Origin of the sequence: Microbispora sp. NBRC 16548, from assembly GCF_030268985.1 — a bacterium.
In the GTDB taxonomy this organism is placed as follows: Bacteria; Actinomycetota; Actinomycetes; order Streptosporangiales; family Streptosporangiaceae; genus Microbispora; species Microbispora catharanthi.
Window position 1 is genome coordinate 42,005 of record NZ_BSSF01000018.1, and the last position, 17,897, is coordinate 59,901.

Below are 17,897 nucleotides of genomic sequence, written 5' to 3' on the forward strand. Positions count from 1 at the left end.
GGGCTGCGCGCGGGCTTCGGGCAGCCGCCCTCCTGGCCGCGGTGGGATGCGTGCTCACGCTGGCCCTCCTGCGGCCGGGCACGGCCCCCGAGGCGCGGAAGGAGGAGAAGGACACGGCGGGGGTGAGCGGCCGACGGGCTCCGTTTGCCGTATGACCTCACGGGTATCACGCGCGCATGTTCGCCCCGTCTGACCTGGACGTGCTCGTGCCCACCAAGGACCGCACGGGCGCGCTGGCCGTCACGTTGGCGGGCCTCGCGGCGCAGACCGTGTCCGGGTTCCGCGTCGTGGTCTCGGACCAGTCGCACGAGCCGGTCGCCGACGACCCGCTGGTGGCGGCGCAGCTGCGGATCCTCGACCACCGCGACAGGCCGGCGGCCGTCCACCGCCACCTGCCCCCGCGAGGCATGGCGGAGCAACGCGCGTTCCTGCTCGGCCGGGCCGGGCGGCGGCTGGCGCTCTACCTGGACGACGACGTATGGCTGGAGCCGGAGGCGATCGAGGTCCTGCTGTCCGCGATCGGCGAGCTGCGCTGCGGCTTCGTCGGCTACGCCCTGCACGGCCTGTCCTACCGCGACGACGTACGCCCCGCCGAGCTCGCGCCGTACGAGGAGTGGACGGACGGCGTGCGGCCCGAGCGGGTGCGCCGGGAGTCGCCGGCCTGGCAGCGCCACACCCTGCACAACGCCTCCAATCCGCTGCACCTCGCCCGGAAACACCTCGGCTCGCCGGGTCCCCGGGAGTGGCGGCCGTACAAGGTGGCCTGGATCGGCGGCTGCGTGCTGTACGACCGGGAGCGGCTGGCGGAGTGCGGCGGCTTCGACTTCTGGCGGTCGGTGCCGCCCCGGCACGCGGGTGAGGACGTCGTGGCGCAGCTGCGCGTCATGGAGAGGTACGGCGGCGCGGGCCTGCTGCCGAGCCGAGCCTACCACCTGGAGTTGCCCACGACGGTCACCGACCGCAGGGCCGAGTGCTACGACTACGTGTTCGAGACGGCATGGGCGCCCTGATCGAGGACGTGCGCCGCGTCGCGGTGCTGCGGGCCAACGCCCTGGGCGACCTGGTCCTCGCGACGCCCGCCCTGGAGGCGCTCCGCCGGGCCTACCCGCGGGCCCGGCTGACCCTCCTCGGCACCCCCTGGCACGCCCGGTTCCTGGACGGCAGGCCGGGACCGGTCGACGACGTCATCGCCCTGCCGCCGATTTCCGGGGTGTCGTCGGCGGACGGCGGCCACGAGGCTCCGCGGAGCCTGTTCGAGGAGCTGCGCGAGCACCGGTTCGACCTCGCCGTGCAGATCCACGGCGGCGGGCGCAACTCCAACCCCTTCGTCAAGGCGATCGGCGCCCGGGTGACGGCCGGCCTGTGCACGCCGGACGCGGAACGGCTCGACCTGTGGGTGCCGTACGTCTACTACCAGCACGAGACACTGCGCTACCTGGAGGTCGCCGCGCTGGTCGGCGGGACGGCCGAGGCGTACGAGCCGAGCATCGCCGTGACCGACGCCGACCGCGCCGAACTCGCCCGCGTGTACGGCGAGCCGCCGCCCGGCCTGGTCGCGCTGCATCCGGGGGCGAGCGACCCCCGGCGGCGCTGGCCGGCGCGCGCCTTCGCGGAGGCGGCCGACCGGCTCGGCCGCCCGGTCGTGATCACCGGCGTCGAGAAGGAGCGGGAGGTGGTCGACGAGGTCGCGGCGGCGATGCGGCGGCCCGCCGTCACGGCGGTCGGCACGCTCGGCATCGGCGGCCTCTCCGCGCTGTACGAGCGGTGCGACCTGGTCATCTCCAACGACACCGGCCCCCGCCACCTCGCCGCGGCGGTCGGGACGGCCACCGTCGGCATCTTCTGGTGCGGCAACCTCATCAACGCCGGGCCCCTCACCCGCGCTCTCCACCGGCCGCTGGTCTCCTGGACCGCCCGGTGCCCGGTCTGCGGCGTCAGCGGACACGATCCCCGGGTGGGGCGGTGCCCGCACGACGAGTCGTGGGTGGCCGAGGTCCGGGTCGACGACGTGGTCGAGCAGGCCGAAGACCTGCTTCGTGGCCGCCGCGAGATTTGACGGGAGCAGACTCCTCCTCGGCGTACCCGCGGAGAGGAAGTCGCGTGAGAGACAACATCTGCCCCAAGTGCTCGTCCGGCGCCGTCATGGCCGGAGTCGAGGTGCGCGATCGGGGCCCGAACGGGCCGCAGCCCCTTCGGGTGCGCGTCGAGGAGCCGCTGCCGGCCAAGGTCCCCTTCTTCTACGTCCAGGGCGAGGCACTCGGCACGATACGAGCGTGGATCTGCGCCTCCTGCGGCTTCACGGAGCTGTACACCGACAATCTGAACGCGCTCTACGAGGCGTATCGCAAGGGCGCGCCCTGACGACCAGCGGGATGCAAGGTCCCTCCAAGTCGCCCGGCCTAGCGTCGGCGGACATGAGAAAGAACCTCGTCATCGGCGGCCTGCTGGCATTCGTGATCGCCGGGAGCCTGCCGGCCGCCCCGGCCGGGGCCGCCACCGCTTCGCTGATCCACTGGGGACCCGTGCAGTCCCGGAGCGGGCACCACGGATATGCCAAGGCCGATGTGTGGATCACCCGCTTCACCGCGGAGACCTTCGTCGTCTCGGGCACGCTGTACGACCGCGACGCGCACGGTGAGCACTGCGCCTACGTCCGGGCCCGCTTCCACTACGCCGGCGGCGGCACCGGGTGGGCCCTGCCGAAGACGACCTGCGCTCCGAAGAAGCCGATCCGGCTGTCGTCGGACGGCCGGATCACGCGCGTGGACGTCAAGGTCTGCGTGTACGACAGGGCTCGTCGTACGACCCTGAACTGCTACGCCGACGCCATCACCCCGGCCGTCATCGCGAACTGGCCGCAGTGACCGTACTCCCCCGGTCGTAGCGGCGTACGGCGCTGATACGGCGGCGGTAGGACCGGGAGCCTCCCCGGGTGCGACGACGCCGACGGCCTCCGGCGGCACCATCGAGACACCGCCAGGGGACGGACGGCGCCCAGGCCCGCGTACTCCCCCAGCGGTAGCCGACGTGTCTCTCGACGAGGGACGACACCGCCGGCCACGTGGGACAGGATCCCCGTGACCCGTAATCCGCTGACCGAAGGGAGCAAGAGCGTGCGCAAGGTCTACGCCGCTTCAGCGGGACTGCTGCTCGCCGCCGCCGTGGTGCAGATGTACCTCGCGGCCGTCGGCGCGTTCGACAAACCCCAGGACGACTCCTCGTTCGCCCTGCACAGCATGAACGGCATGATGGTCATCCCGGTGCTGTCGCTGGTGGCCACCGCCGCCGCGGCGGCCGCCAAGGCGCCGGGACGCCAGATCGGGCTGACCGTCCTGCCCGTCGGGCTGGTCATCGTGCAGGCGCTGATCGTCGCGCTCGGCGGCCTGTTCGACGACAGCACCGGCAACACGACGCCGCTCTCCCTGGCGATCCTCGGCCTGCACGCCATCAACGGCATGGCGGTCATGGGCGTCTGCGCCATGGTGTTCCGCAATGCGCGGCGGCTCGTGTCGGCCAAGCCCGCTCCGTCGGAGGCCGCCGCGGAGGGCCGTCCGGTTCGCGCCTCATGACGACCGACCGGCTCATGGCGCTCGACCTGCTCGTCTCGGTCCTGACCGCGGCGGCGTGGGTGGGCGCGGGCGTGGCCGCCGCGGCCCGCCGTCCGAGGGCGGCCGCGGCCCTGTTCGCGGTGGCTCTGGTCGCGTCCCTGGCCCGCGTCTGGTCCGTCCTCGCGCTGGCCGGGGCCGGCTGGTGGTTCGTGCAGGAGAAGATCACCGTCGCCCTGCCGCTTCTCGTCGCGGCGGGCGCCGCGGCCACCGCACTCGCCGGGCCGCGCCTGCTCCGAGCCGTCCGGCGAGCGGACGCGGCGTCGCGGGACGCCGTCAGAGCTCCGGCGGTCGCGGTCCCGCTGCTCGGCGCCGGGTACGCCGCGGCGGCCGGGATCGTGCAGACCTTCCTGATCGGATACCCGGCGGATCCGGGCACCGCTCTCCTCCTCCTGGCCGTCGCCGCGGGGGCCGTCCTGGGGACCTGGAGAGCGATGAGCAGGCAGGTCCCCGGGCTGCGGACGGCGACGGCGGCCACCGCCGTGGCGGCCGTGCTCGGAGTCACCCTCGCGTTCGTTCCCGGCGCGGAAACCACGGCGGAGGGCTCCGCCCCCGGAGGGACCGCAGCGATGGCCGCCACCGGCTCCGCCTCCCACGATCACTCCGCCTCGGGCGGATCCGCCTCCGTCATGGGAGGGGCGACCCGTCCGGTGACCGACCTGCGCGGCCCGGCCGCACCTCCACCGGGCGGCGCCGTGCGCCGGTTCGAGCTGACGGCCCGTACGGCGACCGTCACGCTGTCCTCGGGACGGAAGGTGTCGGCGTGGACCTTCAACGGCCAGGTCCCCGGGCCGCCGCTCACCGCGGTCCAGGGCGACCTCGTCGAGGTGCGGCTGCGCAACGGGGACATCGCGTCCGGGGTGACGCTGCACTGGCACGGCTACGACGTGCCCTCGGGAGAGGACGGCGTGCCCGGCCTCACCCAGGAGGCCGTGCCGCCCGGCGGGGAGTTCGTCTACCGGTTCGTCGCCGCCCAGGTGGGGACGTACTGGTATCACACCCACGAGGTGTCCGACCTCGGCGTCCGGATGGGGCTCTACGGCACGCTCGTCGTCACGCCGAAGGGGACGGCGGCCTCGGGATTGGACCTCACGCTGCCCGTGCACACTCTCGGCGGCGCGACGGTGACGGGTGATCGCGACCAGCCCCTGGTCCGGCAGGCCGCGCCCGGCACGCCCGTACGGCTGCGCCTGATCAACACCGACAACACGCCGCACCGGTTCACGCTGGCGGGCACGCCCTACCGGCTGGTGGCGGTGGACGGAACGGACCTGAACGGGCCGGGCACGCTCGGCCGCGTCGGACTGCGACTCGCGGCGGGCGGCCGGTATGACCTCGCGTTCACGATGCCGTCAGACCCCGTGCTCCTGCGCATCGACGACCGCACCGACTCCGTACGGCTCACCCCGGCGAGCACGGGCGACGGGTCCGCGGGCGCGACGGCGGCCGCTGATCCCGGCGCCGTTCCCGCCGCCGGCGGCCAGACGGCGGACTGGCCGGAGCTCGACCTCACCCGGTATGGCGCCCCCGCCCCCACGCCGTACACGTCCCGCAGCCGCTTCGACCGGGACTTCACGCTCGTCCTCGACAGGGGGTTCGCGCTGACGAACGGCCGGCCGATGTACGCGCACACGGTGAACGGCGCCGCCTTCCCCGACATCCCCACCGAAGTGGTCAGGGAGGGCGACCTGGTCCGGCTCACCGTGGTCAACCGCGGCCGGGACACCCACCCCTGGCACCTCCACGGCCATCGGGTGCTCGTGCTCTCGCGTGACGGCCGCTCCGTCACCGGCAGCCCTCTGTGGCTCGACACCTTCGACGTACAGCCCGGCCAGGTGTGGGAGGTCGCCTTCCGCGCCGCCAATCCGGGGCTGTGGATGAACCACTGCCACAACCTCAGCCACGCCGACCTGGGGATGATGCTGCACCTGGCGTACGAGGGAGTCACCACGCCCTTCCACGGCGCGCACAGCGGGTGAGTGAATCACCCTTTTTCCCCAGTGTGTCGAGTAAAAAATCCAGGCGGGAATTCAACCGAGGTGTAAACGCTCGGTAATCAGATCAGAACTTCGGGTGAGCACCACTGGCCCGGATCCCCCCGGCCGGGCGTGGGCGATGCCGACCGAAGGGAGAGATCGTGACAGTGGCGAAGAGCATCGTTCCCGCGCTGGCGGCGTGGGCCGCCACGGGGTGGTTCGTCGCAGGCCATCCCGCGCCCGCCCTCGCGGGCCAGGCCGGTTCCGACGCCGGGGGGCGCCTCACGTCGGGGATCGCGGCCGAGCCGGCGTCGGGGGTCCGGGGGCATCCCGCCTCGGGAGTCGCGACGGTCCGGCCGCCCGGCCCCGGCGAACCCACCGCATCGGGACCTTACGGGCAGGTCGTGCACGAGGCCAGGCAGGGGCCCGGTCTGGTGTGCGCCTACCGGCTCCGGGGCGTGCACAAGGGGGGCTTCCTCAACGTGCGCGAGAGCGCCGGCGTCCGCCACGCCCCCGTCGCCAAACTGCGGCCGGCCGACGGAGGCTTCTCCGGCGCCTGCACCGCCACCAACGGCTGGATCGCGGTGAAGACCGCCGCCGGGACCTCGGGTTTCGCCGCCGCCCGCTACCTCCACAGGCTCGACCTGAGCGGACGGCCCTCGCTCTCGTGCACCTACCGCCTGCGGCACGTGCGCAAGGGCAGCTTCCTCAACGTCCGCGAGGGCGCCGGCATCCGCCATGCCCGTGTCGGCAAGCTGCGGCCGGCCGACGGGAACATCGCCGGAGCCTGTGACGCCACCCACGGCTGGGTGGCCGTCGACAGCGCCGGCGGCATTCCCGGATGGGCCTCCGCCCACTACCTCCGCAGGATGTGACGTCCCGGGCCGCAAGGCCCGGGACGCGTCGACCGGCACTCGCCGGACGCCGCGAAGCCGCGCTGCCCTCGTCCCCGGTGTCCCCCTGGCCGGGGACGGGGGCCGCCGGCCTCAGCCGAGGTCGGGGTGTGGGGCGTAGCAGTCGAGCCGCATGAAGTCCCCGCTGGTCAGCAGCGTGTCCATGTCGCCGATGTGCCAGCCCGCGTCCAGCAGCAGGGCAAGCAGCGGATGCGTGCCGGGCACCGCCACGTGGACCAGCCCGGCGTCGGGGTGGGCGTTCGCCGCCTCCAGCACGATGTCGGCGCAGTCCTGCGGGGTCGCACCCCCGGCAGGCCCGATGACGACCTTGTCTCCGGCCGTCCTGACGAACGCGTAGCCCGAGCCGCTGACGTGCAGGGTCACACCGGGCAGCGCGGCATACCAGGTGAGCGTCGAGGTCCGGTCGCCACCGGAGACGTGGGCGTCCATGGCCGCCGCCGCGTGGACGTCCCCCTCCCCCGGCGCCGCCTGCCCGCTGTCCCGCCGCACAGGCCGGCCGGCGAGCGGCCTCCGCTTCAGGTAGAACAGCGGGCAGCGCGGGCGCATCCCGTTCCTGACGTACAGCGCGAGCGCCCTCTTGTCGTTCGACGCGAAGGTGACCTTGGGCGTGCCGCCCGGCAGCAGGCGGGACAGGATCGTGCGGCCCACCCTCGACGACTGGTGGTCCGGCAGGACGAACAGGTCTCCGAGGTGCGTGACCGTTCCCCGGCGCAGCGTGCCGCCGAACCCCACGATCGCGCCGTCCACCTCACCGACGAACACCTCGCCGAACGCGCGTTCGGCGTCCACTAAGTCGGGCCGCTCCGGCCACAGGCCCAGGAGGCCGAAGTGGTCGGCGACGGCGCGAAGGCCGGGCATGTCGGCGTCGGCGGCGGGGCGGACGATCGGTTCCGCCATCGGTGCTCCCCCCTGCGAGTTCTCCCCTTGTTCCGATCACCTTAGAACGCGTTCATCCTCCCGTTGCCCGCCGGGGCATCCGACCGGGACGTAGCCGGGCGGAGCAGGCGGAGGACACGTGAGGATCAGCGACCGGGCCGTGCCGATCGTCCCGGCCCTGGCCGCGCTGCTGGGCGGTCTGTGGGGCGTCCGGCGCGGCTCGATGTGGCAGGACGAGGCCACGACCTACGCCGTGGCGGGGCGGGCGCTGCCGGACCTGTGGCGCACGCTGGGGAACGTCGACGCCGTCCACGGCTTCTACTACCTGTCGCTCCACCCGTTCATCCGGCTCGTGGGGGCCGCCCTCCCAGCGGAGGTGGTCATCCGGATTCCGTCCGTCCTCGCCACGGCTGTCGCGGCGGCCGGTGTCGCGGCCGTCGGGCGGCGGCTGGTCTCGGCCCAGGCCGGCCTGTACGCGGGCCTCGCCTACGCCGCCGCCCCGGTCGTCGTCTTCCACGCCCAGGAGGGCAGGTCGTACGCGCTGGTCGCGGCGGCGGTGGTGGAGGCGACGCGCCTGCTCGCCACGGCGCTGCCCGACCCGTCGCGGCGGACGACCTGGGCGCGGTATGGCGTGGCGTGCCTGCTCAATCTGTTCGCCGTCCTGGCTCTGGCGGCGCACGCGGTCACGGTGCTCGTCGCGGCGGCGCGAGGCGGGGGCAAGGGCATGGCATGGCGCTGGGCCGGCGCCGCCGCGGGCGCCCTGCTCGCCGTCCTGCCGGTGGCGTGGACGGCGTTCGGCCAGCGCGGCCAGGTGGCGTGGCTGGAGCGGCCCGGTCTGCCGGAGGTGAAGGCCCTCGTGGCGCGGTTCGCCGGGACAGGTGTGCTGCTCGCGGCGACCGTCGTGCTCGTGGCGCTCGGCCTGACGACGAATCGGGAGGGAGACATGGCGGGAACCGCCGCCGGACGAGCACCCGGCGGCCCAGGCCGACTGCCCGGGATCGCCGCGTTCGCCGTGCCGCTGGCGCTCCTGCCACCCGCCCTGCTGCTCGTCGTGTCGCAGATCCACCCGTTCTACCAGGACCGCTATGTCCTGTTCTCGATGGCGGGGCTCGCACCGGCGCTGGGCGCGGGGCTCGCCCGGGCCGTACGGCTCCTGCCGCGGACGGGGTGGGTGCGGGCGGCGGCGGCGCTGGCGCTGCCCGCTCTGATGCTGGGGGCGTCCCTGCCGGCCCAGGTCGCCGTCAGGCGAATCGACAGCCGCCCGGACGACCCGGCCGCCGTGGCGCGGATCATCGGGTCGGGACGGCGACCCGGAGACGCCGTGCTGTTCCTGCCCTCGATCCGCCGCCTGGTCGCCGAGGCGTACCCCGCCTCGTTCCGGGGTGTCCGCGACGCGGCGCTGCGGGCCGGCGGCGCGGCGTCGGGCACGCTCGCCGGGCGTGAGCTGCCCGCGGGCGAGATCGCCGCATCGCTGGGCGCGGCGTCGCGGGTATGGGTGGTGAGCCGTAGCCATCCCGCGCCCGCCGACCTCTCGTCCCCGCGTGACTCCGCCAAGCGGCTGCTGCTGCGGGAGAGCTACCGCCGGGAGCGGACGGTCCGCGTGCTCGGCTACGCCGTACGGCTGTACACGCGGGTCAGCCCTTGACGGCCCCCGCGGTCAGGCCGCTGACGAGCTGGCGCTCGGCCACGGCGTAGAAGCCGAGGGCGGGCAGCATCGCGACCACGATGTAGGCCATGACCCGCGCGATGTCCGTCGCATACTGCCCCTGGAACTGCTGGACGCCCAGCGGGATGGTGAAGAAACTGTCGTCGCTGAACACCACGAGCGGCAGCATGAACTGGTTCCAGCTGTTCACGACCGCCAGCACGGAGACCGTGGCGATCGCGGGCCGGGCCATCGGCAGCAGGATCCGCCAGAAGAAGCCGAACGGTGAGCACCCGTCGAGGATCGCCGCCTCCTCGATCTCTCCCGGGATGGCCCGGAAGAAGCCGCGCAGGATGATGATCGTCATAGGCATGCCGAAGGCCGCCTGCGGGAGGATCACACCGAGCGGGTTGTCGAGCAGCCCGAACATCCGCAGCAGCACGAACAACGGCAGGATCGCCACCGCGAACGGGAACATGAGCCCGGCGGCGAACATCGTGAACAGCGCCTCGCGCCCCCGGAAGGCGAAGCGTGCGAACACGAAGGCCGCCAGCGCGGACACCGCGACGACCACGAGCGTGGTCAGCACCGCGATGTAGGTGCTGTTCCAGAGCATGCGCCAGAACGACGCCGAGGCGAGGATGCCCGTGTAGTTCTCCGGCACCCAGGGGCTGGGCAGGCCGATCGGGTTGCTCGAGAGCTGCCGGGTGGTCTTGAACCCGCCGATCACGGCGTACAGCAGCGGGACGCCGACGAACAACGCCGTGACCACGACGATCGCGTGCAGGGAAATGCTGCGCAGCGGACCGCCCGACGTCGGGGACTGCCTGTGACGGTTGGCGCTCATCGCTGGTCTCGCAGCACGGTGGAGGCTCCTTCGAGGTCGCGGCGCATGACGTATCGCTGGTAGAAGAGCGCGAACACGAGGCTGATGAAGAACATCACCACGCTGATCGCACTCGCGTAGCCGACCTGGAAGCGTTTGAAGCCGAACTGGAACATCGTGACGGCCATGGTCTCGGAGGAGTGCGAGGGGCCTCCGCCGGTGATGATCCAGACCAGGTCGAACAGCTGGATCGCACCGATGACCGACAGGAACACGCTGATGCGGATCGTGGGCCCGAGCAGCGGCAGCGTGACGTAGCGGAAGACCTTCCACCCCGTCGCGCCGTCGATCTGGGCGGCCTCGGTGAGCTCCTTCGGGATGCCCTGGCGCCCCGCGATGTACAAGATCATGTGGAAGCCGAAGTACTTCCAGGTCATGACGATGAACACCGACATCATGACCGTCGACGGGTCGGCGAACCAGTCGAGGGGGTCGATGCCGAACCAGCCGAGGATGTAGTTGGCCAGGCCGTCCGTGGGCGACAGGATCATCATGAACAGGACCGCGGTGATCGCCTCGGACAGCACGTACGGGGCGAAGAACAGCAGGCGGAAGAACGCTCGGCCGCGGATCTTCTGGTTGAGCAGCATGGCGATGCCCAGCGAGAGGGGAAGCTGGATCGCCACCGACAAGATGATCAGCAGCAGCCCGCGCCACAGGTCGCCCAGGAAGACCTCGTCGGCCAGTACGCGGGTGAAGTTCGCCATGCCGATGAAGTTCGTCGGCAGCCCGCGCATGCCGTTCCATTTGAACACGCTCGCGTAGAAGGCGAGCAGGATCGGCGCCACGACGAGCGCCAGGAAGAGCACGAGCGCGGGAAGCAGGAACAGAAGGATCGTGGTGAACCCCCGGAGCCTGCGGCTCCGGGGTCTCGTCGTCTTCACGCGACAGTTACTCCGACTTCGCGGTTTCCGTGATGGCCTGCGCCACCTGCTCGGGCGTCTTGGTCCCGCCGATCAGCTGGGCCACGGAGTCGTTGACCTCCTGACCGACGGCCGGCGGGTACGCCTGGTCGAGGTAGAGCTGGAACCCGGTGGCCCCGGCGAGGTTCTTGGCGACCACGCTCAGGTTCGGGTCGGTGACCGCGTCCTCCTCGCCCTTCAGCACCGGGAGCAGGCCCCCGGTCGCGACGGCCTTGCGGTGCTCGGTGCTGTCGGTGAGGAACTTCAGGAACTCGATGGCCTCCGCCGGGGCGTCGGCCCCGATCGCGAAGCCGCCGCCGCCGCCGAAGGCGTCGGTGACCGCGCCCTTGCCGCCGTCGACCGCCGGGAAGGGGAAGAAGCCGAGGTCGTCGCCGAGGCCCTTGCCTGCGTCCTTCTGGACCGCGGGCGCCCACTGGCCCATCAGCTCCATGGCGGCCTTGCCGTCGCCCATCGTCGCGGCCTGGCCGCCCGGGTCGCCGTACGTCGCGCCGAGGTAGCCCTTCTGGAACGGCTGGAGATCAGCCAGTTCCTTGAGCTTCTGCCCCGCCTGCACGAAGGCCGGACCCGTGAAGTCCTTGCTGTCACCGGCCTGCTTGAGGGCGTCGAGGCCGCCGATCCGCATGGCGAGGTAGGCCCAGTAGTAGTGGCCCGGCCACTTGTCCTTGCCGCCGAGCGCGATCGGGGTGACCCCGGCGGCCTTCAGCTTCTTGACGTCGTCGATGAGCTGCGACCAGGTCCCCGGAGGCTCGGCGATCCCGGCCTTCTTGAACAGCGCCTTGTTGTACCAGAAGCCCACCATGCCGATGTCGTCGGGAATGGCGTACTGCTTGTCCTCGACCTTGTACGCCGACAGCGCGGCGTCCGTGAAGGTGCCGAGCCAGGAGCCGGCGTCGGTGGTGAGGTCCTTGACCAGGCCCGCGTCCACCTGCTGGGCGAGCACGCCGCCGCCCCAGGTCTGGAAGATGTCCGGCGCCTTGCCGGATTGGGTGAGCGTCGTCAGCTTCGCCTTGAACGCCTCGTTCTCGTAGGGAACGCTCTTGATCGTAATGTTCGGGTGCGCGGCCTGGAAATCCTTGATCGCCTGAGCGCCGTAGCTCTTCAGGGGTTCGGTGGTCCAAATATTCCAGAACTCGACGGTCACCTTGCCGCCGGCTGAGCTCTTGCTCTCGCCGGCGTCGTTCCCGGTACTACCACATCCCCCAAGGACCAGTGCCGACGCCGCTAGGAGCGCCGCACCTCGCCGACTCAACTTCACGGTGGTTTCCCTTCTGGATTCCGACCGAAACTTTCGGCACTCGCCCGATAGTTTCTGCGATGGGGCCGAGGTTACAGGGGGGTTAGGTTCATATCAACGGCTGTTGTGCACCTGTTACGCATGGTCGACGGCGAAGGAAAGTACGGCCGGTCCACGAGGCCCAAAAGGGATGAATGAGGAGCAATCAGGCGGCATTAACGGGCGGCCGAAACCGAACGGGCGCCCGCTCGGGCGCGGGCCGCGCGCGAACCGAGGTACGCAAACGCCACCCTGCCACGAAACGTAAATCGTACGCAACGGTAGAAAAGCCGCGTACGCCAAGAAACCCGGACACTCCCGGGTGAGGAGCCGGCGAAAGCGTCAGCGGGTGGCGGCGGTCGGGCGCTTGCCGTACGCGTGCTTGACGAGCTCGATCAGGACTTCCTTGCCCGATTCCCGCTTGCGCGCGTCGCACAGCATGATCGGCACGTCCTGGCCGAGGTTGAGCGCGAGCTTGACCTCGTCCAGATCGAAGACCGGGGCGCCCTCGAAGCAGTTGACCGCGACGACGAAGGGCGTGCCGCGCCGCTCGAAGTAGTCGACGGAGGGGAAGCAGTCGGCGAGCCTGCGGGTGTCGGCCAGCACGACCGCGCCGAGCGCTCCCCGGGCGAGCTCGTCCCAGACGAACCAGAACCGCTCCTGGCCGGGGGTGCCGAAGAGATAGAGGACGAAGTCCTGCCCGATGCTGATGCGGCCGAAGTCCATGGCCACCGTGGTGGTCGCCTTCGCCTCGACCCCGGACAGGTCGTCCACGCCGACGCTGCGGTCGGTCAGCGTCTCCTCCGTGCGCAGCGGCCGGATCTCCGACACCGCGCCGACCATCGTGGTCTTGCCCACCCCGAAGCCTCCGGCGATCAGCAACTTGATCGCCGTAGGCATCTTCGGCGGGTTCTTCGCCGAATCAGAGCGCCCGAAGGCCATCGAGCACCGCCTTGTACATCCGCTCGTCGAGCACGTCCATCTCCGGTTGGGGCTGCTGCACGGCCACGAATCCCCGGTCGAACAAGTCGCCGAGGAGGACCCGGACGATCCCGGCCGGCAGGTCCAGATGGGCCGCGATCTCCGCGACCGACAGCGGTCTGCGGCACAGCCGCACGATCGCCTGATGCTCGGGGTCCAGCCCGATCTCGGCTCCCGTGGTGGGCCGGATGGTGACCGCGAGCGAGATGAGGTCGAAGCGGTCCTGCGCCTCCGTACGGCCGCGTGCGATCACGTATGGCCGGATGGTCGGCGCGTCGAGTAAGCGCTCCTCGTCCGGGCTCCACTCGGCGTTCACCGGCGGACCTCGCTCCCGGTGGCCCGGTCCAGCGCGGCCCGGTCGATCGCGGTCCGGGCGGGCGAGGTGAGGTACTGCCCGACGCGCACGACGAGCATGGCCATCTCGTACGCCACCAGGCCGACGTCGGCGTCTCCCGAGCAGAGCACGGCCAGGCAGGCGCCCTGGCCCGCCACGGTCACGAGCAGGTAGGCCGACTTCATCTCCACGATGGTCTGCCGTACGGACCCGCCCTGGAAGCGCTCGCCGACTCCGCGCGCCAGGCTCTGCAGGCCGGAGGCGACGGCGGACAGGTGCTCGGCGTCCTCCACGCGAAGTCCCTGCGAGCCGGCCAGCAGCAGGCCGTCGGTGGACAGCACGATGCCGTGCTCGACCTCGCGGACCCGCGCGACGAGGTCGTCGAGCAGCCACGCGAGGTCCGCGGAGGCCCCGGTCTTCTGCGTCACAGGTTGTCCTCCTCGTCACTCAGCAGCTTCGCGGCCTCGGATCTGCCGCGCCTCGTCCCCGACTGGAACGAGCCCATGATCTTGCGGATGTCGTCCGGCGAGCGGTCCTCCTGGTCCTCCGCCTCGTTCGCGTTCCTCGACTCCTCGGCGAGCGCGGGGGCGAGGTTGGCCTGCGGCACCCGGAAGGGCAGGCCTGACGGGGTGAACCCGGCCGAGGGCTCGGGCCTGTCCGGATCCGCGCCGCCGGGCGGTGGGACGCTCTGCACGGGCCTGGGCGGCTCGGGAGCCCTCGGCACGGGAACCACCTCCTGAACTGGTTCGGGAGCGCCGACCAGCGCGATCCTCCGGGAGCCGGGCTCCCGCCGCGGGAGACCGGAAGCGGTCTCCTCCCCGGGCAGGTCCTCCCCGCCCTCGATGACCAGGTCGCGCGGCAGCAGCACGACCGCGGTCGTCCCGCCGTACGGCGACGCCTTGAGTGACACCCTGATCCCGTGCCGCTCGGCCAGGCGGCTGACGACGTACAGGCCGAGCCGGGCAGTGCTCGACAGGTTGAACTCGGGCGGGTCGGCGATCCGCTGGTTGGTCGCCTCCAGGTCCCCGGCACTCATCCCGAGGCCGCGGTCCTCGATCTCGATCGCGTAGCCGCTGGCCACCGCCTGGCCGCCCACCTGCACCATCGTGTACGGCGGGGAGAACGACACCGCGTTCTCGATCAGCTCGGCGAGCAGGTGGATGACGTCGCCCACCGCGCGTCCGATGAGCGCGGTCTCCCCCATCGGCATCACGGTGACGCGGGTGTAGTCCTCGACCTCGGCCAGCGCGCCGCGTACGACGTCGACCATCGGCACCGAGCGCCGCCAGGCGCGGGCGGGAGACGCCCCGGACAGGACGATGAGGTTCTCGGCGTTGCGCCGCATGCGGGTGGCGAGGTGGTCGATGCGGAACAGGTCCTTCAGCTCCGCCGGGTCCGACTCGCGCCGCTCCATCACGTCGAGCAGCGTGAGCTGGCGGTGCACCAGCGACTGCGTACGCCGGGCGAGGCTGAGCAGGATGTCGCGGATGCTCTGCCGGAGCTGGGCCTCCTCGACGGCGGTGCGGATGGCGGTCTCCTGCACGGTGTTGAACGCCGCGCCCACCTGGCCGATGACGTCGGGTCCGAAGTCGAGCGGCGGCGCCTCGGCCTTGACGTCGACCTTCTCGCCCTGGGCGAGGCGGGCGACCACTCCTGGCAGCCGCTCGTTGGCCAGTTCGAGCGCGGCCTCGCGCAGCTTCTCCAGCTGACGCACCAGGGCCCGGGCCGTGGTGACCGACAGGACGATCGACGCGATGACCGCCACGAGGCCGAGCACGCCGGCCAGCAGGAGGCGGGCGACGACCGCGACGGCGACCGGGACGGTCCGTTCGACCAGACGGTCACCGGCATCCAGGACCGTCTTCTGCAACTGGGCCAGGGCCGGTTCGGTCGCCGATCTCCACTGCTCCGCGCCGATCGGTGGCAGACCCCCGGGCCGGGTGCTCTCCATGACGGTCTCTTCGAGCGTCCGCAGGCGGGCGAAGGTCTGGCTCCGCTCCAGGCGGTCGAAGACGGCACGGTCGGCGTCGGGCAGCGCCTGCACGGCCTCGCTGCGGTGGAAGCGCTGCGCACCGACGATCTGGGAGAAGCGGGCGCGCTCCGACACCGTCAGCCGTCCCGACGACAGAGCGCCGGCAAGCAGGGCGTCCTCCTCCGAGAGCAGTTCCCGCGCCTGGCTCAGCTCGATGAGCGCTCGCGTGTCCTCGGCGACACCCTCGTCGTCCAGGGTGGCCAGGGCGTCGTACGTGCGATAGACGGAGTCGATGACAGCGGTGTAGCCGTCGAACGACTTGACGCGGTCCATCTGCCCGCCGTCGACGAGACCGCGGTTCTTGCGCAGACCGTCCAGCTGGCGGATCATCTCGTCGATGCGCCGCTGAAGCACCTCGTCCGCGGCGAACTGCACGTCACCGCCTTTGGAGAGGCGGCGGAAGTCGGCGGCCGCGGCGTCGGTGCGCACGCGCTGGGCCGTCAGGGCGGCGCGGTCGGCGGACGAGGACTGAGCCAGGACGACGGCCGTCAACCGCCTCTCCTGCTGCAACTCGACCAGGAGCGTTTCGCTGGGCTGAGCCACTCCCTTGTCGTAGACCGCGACCCAGACGAGATTCAGACCCTCCCGTAGCGTCACCCACGCGGCGAACGCCCACAGCGCGGCAAGGGACACCAGCAATGCCGTCACCTTGGTCCGCACCCTGGAATTACGGAAGCGCATGAGACCACCTTGCGAAATCGGCGATACGCGAGGTTTTCGCGACGATTAACACTCGCACGACGTCATGGGTCGCAAGCGCTGCTCACCCCACACCCGCGCTATATCTCGGCCACCTTAGCAAAGGCGACGAAAAGCCCTCAAGTCGGGAATATAGTGGCGAAAATGTCCACTTTTCCGAATTCGACGGATTTCCCGTGCCGAGATCATACTTGACTGATGGGCCTCACACCAAGTGATCGGGACTGTGCGAGATGGATCGCGGCGAGGACGGCCGCACGGACGACCGCCAGCGGCCGGTAGAGGTCCTTGTCGTGCCACAGCGGCGGCCCTTCGGCGACGTCCGCGACCCGAAGCAGGTAGGCGTACCCGCGCGCCGCCGCGTCCCGTACGCGTTCCCCGCTTCCGGCGAACATCAGGAGCTGCAGGGCGTAGGCCGTCTCCTCCGCCGTACCTGTCCACCGGCCCCATGACCCGTCCTCGCGCTGGGTGTCCAGCACCCATTCGACCGCGGCACGCACTGCCGGCACCGCTTCAGGGCCGCCGAACTCGTGCAGCGCGAGAGAGCATGACACGGTCGCGTAGTAGGGCGAGGCATGCCAGCGGTCGTCCCAGCTTCCGTCCTCCCGCTGCCGCTCACGCAACCAGGCCGACAGTTTGCCGATCGCCGGCGCGTACCGCGCCGCCTCGGCCGGCCGTACCGCGACGTACTGGCCGAAGGTGTCAAGCACGTGAGCGTTCACGCTGACCGAGGAGCCCTCCTCGCCCTGCCAGGTGCAAAAGTGCGTCGGCGTCTCGAAGGCCCACAGGCTGTCCGGCTCGTACGGCACACCGAGCAGCGCCAGCGCGTACAGCGCGACCGAGGTGGTGTCGGCGTCGGGTGGCAGGCCCGCGCCGGCGGGCGTGCCCTCGGGGCCGATCGCCGCGCGAAGGTCGGCCAGCATCTCGGGCGGCACGTCGAAGGGAATGCCCGCCCGGGCGAGCCAGCTCAGCACCCAGCCGCGCTCGAACACGGTGATCGGCAGCCCCACCGGCACCGGGCCGCCGTGCCTGCGCACGATGGCCTCAAGGTGCCAGCGGACGGGATGCCCGGGCTCGCTCGGCCCCCTGTCTCCCAGCCACGCCGCGCTCGCAGCCGGCGAGGCGCCGACCGTGCCGATCTCGGTCACGTGGACCACGGCCGCACCGTTGGCCGCGTCACCGGCGATCTCCAGCGCGTGCAGGAGCTTCTGTGGGATCTCCGCCTCGGATGCCAGCCAGGCGCGGACCGCCTTCAGCGGTGCGGCGCTCATCCCCGCGGGCAGCGCCAGAGCGTCGCTCACCCCGTTCTCCTCGGTGTGCTCGTTGATCAGCGTGACCAGGGACGGGACGATCAGTTCGATGGCCGGCATGTCGGGCAGCGACATCCGCGCGCCGCTGAGGCAGCGCGACAGCCGCCGCAGCCCGCGCGCCGCAGCCTCCCGCAACGTCTCCACGTCCACGCCGGCGTCGTCGCCCCGGCGCAGCACCGACAGGAGGGCCTCGGTCGCGCTGAGGCTGGGCACGAGCCCGTAGCCGTCCGGGGCTCCCCAGCCGCCGTCGCTCCGCTGAGTGTCGATCAGCCAGCGCACGCGCTCGCCGTGCCCGGTGAGCCAGGGTGCCAACGTCACCAGACGGCCGGTCTCGTAGACGGACGGCGAGACCTGTCCCCAGGGCATCGACATCAGCCCGAGCACCAGGTCCTGAGCCGCACCAGTGACGTCGATGGCCGCCTGCGGGGCAAGGTCGTTCACGC

The 17,897-nt window shown here is 71.6% G+C and carries 17 protein-coding genes; 8 read left to right on the plus strand and 9 right to left on the minus strand.

The window, feature by feature from the left end; genetic code table 11:
• The first annotated feature begins 176 nt into the window (after positions 1-176).
• The 7 genes from QSK36_RS36340 (at position 177) to QSK36_RS36370 (ending at position 6,456) form a co-directional block, all read left to right on the plus strand.
• A complete protein-coding gene (locus QSK36_RS36340; RefSeq protein ID WP_285785523.1) occupies positions 177-1,010 on the plus strand; it encodes a glycosyltransferase in 834 nt (277 codons plus the stop codon).
• Positions 998-2,056, plus strand: coding sequence for a glycosyltransferase family 9 protein (locus tag QSK36_RS36345; RefSeq protein ID WP_285785524.1), 1,059 nt, complete (start codon positions 998-1,000; stop codon positions 2,054-2,056). The genes QSK36_RS36340 and QSK36_RS36345 overlap by 13 nt, the downstream gene beginning before the upstream one ends.
• A gap of 44 nt (positions 2,057-2,100) precedes the next feature.
• Positions 2,101-2,361: a hypothetical protein gene (locus tag QSK36_RS36350; RefSeq protein WP_139578848.1), complete on the plus strand. Its 261-nt coding sequence runs from the start codon at positions 2,101-2,103 to the stop codon at positions 2,359-2,361.
• A gap of 53 nt (positions 2,362-2,414) precedes the next feature.
• Positions 2,415-2,864, plus strand: a complete 450-nt coding sequence (locus QSK36_RS36355) for a hypothetical protein (RefSeq protein WP_183542906.1) — start codon at positions 2,415-2,417, stop codon at positions 2,862-2,864.
• Between the two features lie 213 nt (positions 2,865-3,077).
• On the plus strand, positions 3,078-3,569 hold the full coding sequence (locus QSK36_RS36360) for a DUF6220 domain-containing protein (protein WP_285785525.1): 492 nt from the start codon (positions 3,078-3,080) through the stop codon (positions 3,567-3,569).
• Entirely contained in the window at positions 3,566-5,584 is a 2,019-nt protein-coding gene (locus QSK36_RS36365; RefSeq protein ID WP_285785526.1) for a multicopper oxidase family protein, read from the plus strand. The genes QSK36_RS36360 and QSK36_RS36365 overlap by 4 nt, the downstream gene beginning before the upstream one ends.
• A gap of 158 nt (positions 5,585-5,742) precedes the next feature.
• Positions 5,743-6,456 carry an SH3 domain-containing protein gene (locus QSK36_RS36370; protein ID WP_285785527.1) on the plus strand — a complete coding sequence of 238 codons (714 nt, stop codon included), beginning with the start codon at positions 5,743-5,745 and terminating at the stop codon, positions 6,454-6,456.
• A 111-nt stretch (positions 6,457-6,567) separates the two neighbouring features.
• Here the strand turns inward: QSK36_RS36370 and QSK36_RS36375 are convergent, their stop codons facing one another.
• On the minus strand, positions 6,568-7,392 hold the full coding sequence (locus tag QSK36_RS36375; protein WP_285785528.1) for a GNAT family N-acetyltransferase: 825 nt from the start codon (positions 7,390-7,392) through the stop codon (positions 6,568-6,570).
• A 118-nt stretch (positions 7,393-7,510) separates the two neighbouring features.
• On the opposite strand from QSK36_RS36375, the gene QSK36_RS36380 reads away from it, so the two are divergent.
• The gene (locus tag QSK36_RS36380) at positions 7,511-9,016 is read left to right on the plus strand and encodes a glycosyltransferase family protein (RefSeq protein ID WP_285785529.1); all 1,506 of its coding nucleotides are present in this window, start codon (positions 7,511-7,513) and stop codon (positions 9,014-9,016) included.
• Here the strand turns inward: QSK36_RS36380 and QSK36_RS36385 are convergent.
• From QSK36_RS36385 to QSK36_RS36420, 8 genes are all read right to left on the minus strand, one after another.
• Positions 9,006-9,863 (minus strand): carbohydrate ABC transporter permease, encoded by an 858-nt coding sequence (locus QSK36_RS36385; RefSeq protein WP_183542916.1) that lies wholly within the window; start codon positions 9,861-9,863, stop codon positions 9,006-9,008. The two genes, QSK36_RS36380 and QSK36_RS36385, sit on opposite strands and share 11 nt — an antisense overlap.
• A complete protein-coding gene (locus QSK36_RS36390; protein ID WP_079319502.1) occupies positions 9,860-10,786 on the minus strand; it encodes a carbohydrate ABC transporter permease in 927 nt (308 codons plus the stop codon). Before QSK36_RS36390 ends, QSK36_RS36385 begins: the two co-directional genes overlap by 4 nt.
• A gap of 7 nt (positions 10,787-10,793) precedes the next feature.
• On the minus strand, positions 10,794-11,966 hold the full coding sequence (locus QSK36_RS36395) for an extracellular solute-binding protein (protein WP_285785530.1): 1,173 nt from the start codon (positions 11,964-11,966) through the stop codon (positions 10,794-10,796).
• A 474-nt stretch (positions 11,967-12,440) separates the two neighbouring features.
• On the minus strand, positions 12,441-13,040 hold the full coding sequence (locus QSK36_RS36400; RefSeq protein ID WP_139578827.1) for a GTP-binding protein: 600 nt from the start codon (positions 13,038-13,040) through the stop codon (positions 12,441-12,443).
• A complete protein-coding gene (locus QSK36_RS36405) occupies positions 13,021-13,395 on the minus strand; it encodes a DUF742 domain-containing protein (protein WP_182903428.1) in 375 nt (124 codons plus the stop codon). Before QSK36_RS36405 ends, QSK36_RS36400 begins: the two co-directional genes overlap by 20 nt.
• On the minus strand, positions 13,392-13,841 hold the full coding sequence (locus QSK36_RS36410; protein WP_183542925.1) for a roadblock/LC7 domain-containing protein: 450 nt from the start codon (positions 13,839-13,841) through the stop codon (positions 13,392-13,394). The genes QSK36_RS36405 and QSK36_RS36410 overlap by 4 nt, the downstream gene beginning before the upstream one ends.
• On the minus strand, positions 13,838-16,126 hold the full coding sequence (locus tag QSK36_RS36415) for a nitrate- and nitrite sensing domain-containing protein (RefSeq protein WP_285785531.1): 2,289 nt from the start codon (positions 16,124-16,126) through the stop codon (positions 13,838-13,840). The genes QSK36_RS36410 and QSK36_RS36415 overlap by 4 nt, the downstream gene beginning before the upstream one ends.
• 203 nt (positions 16,127-16,329) lie before the next feature.
• Positions 16,330-17,895: a prenyltransferase/squalene oxidase repeat-containing protein gene (locus QSK36_RS36420; RefSeq protein ID WP_285785532.1), complete on the minus strand. Its 1,566-nt coding sequence runs from the start codon at positions 17,893-17,895 to the stop codon at positions 16,330-16,332.
• Positions 17,896-17,897 lie beyond the last annotated feature (2 nt).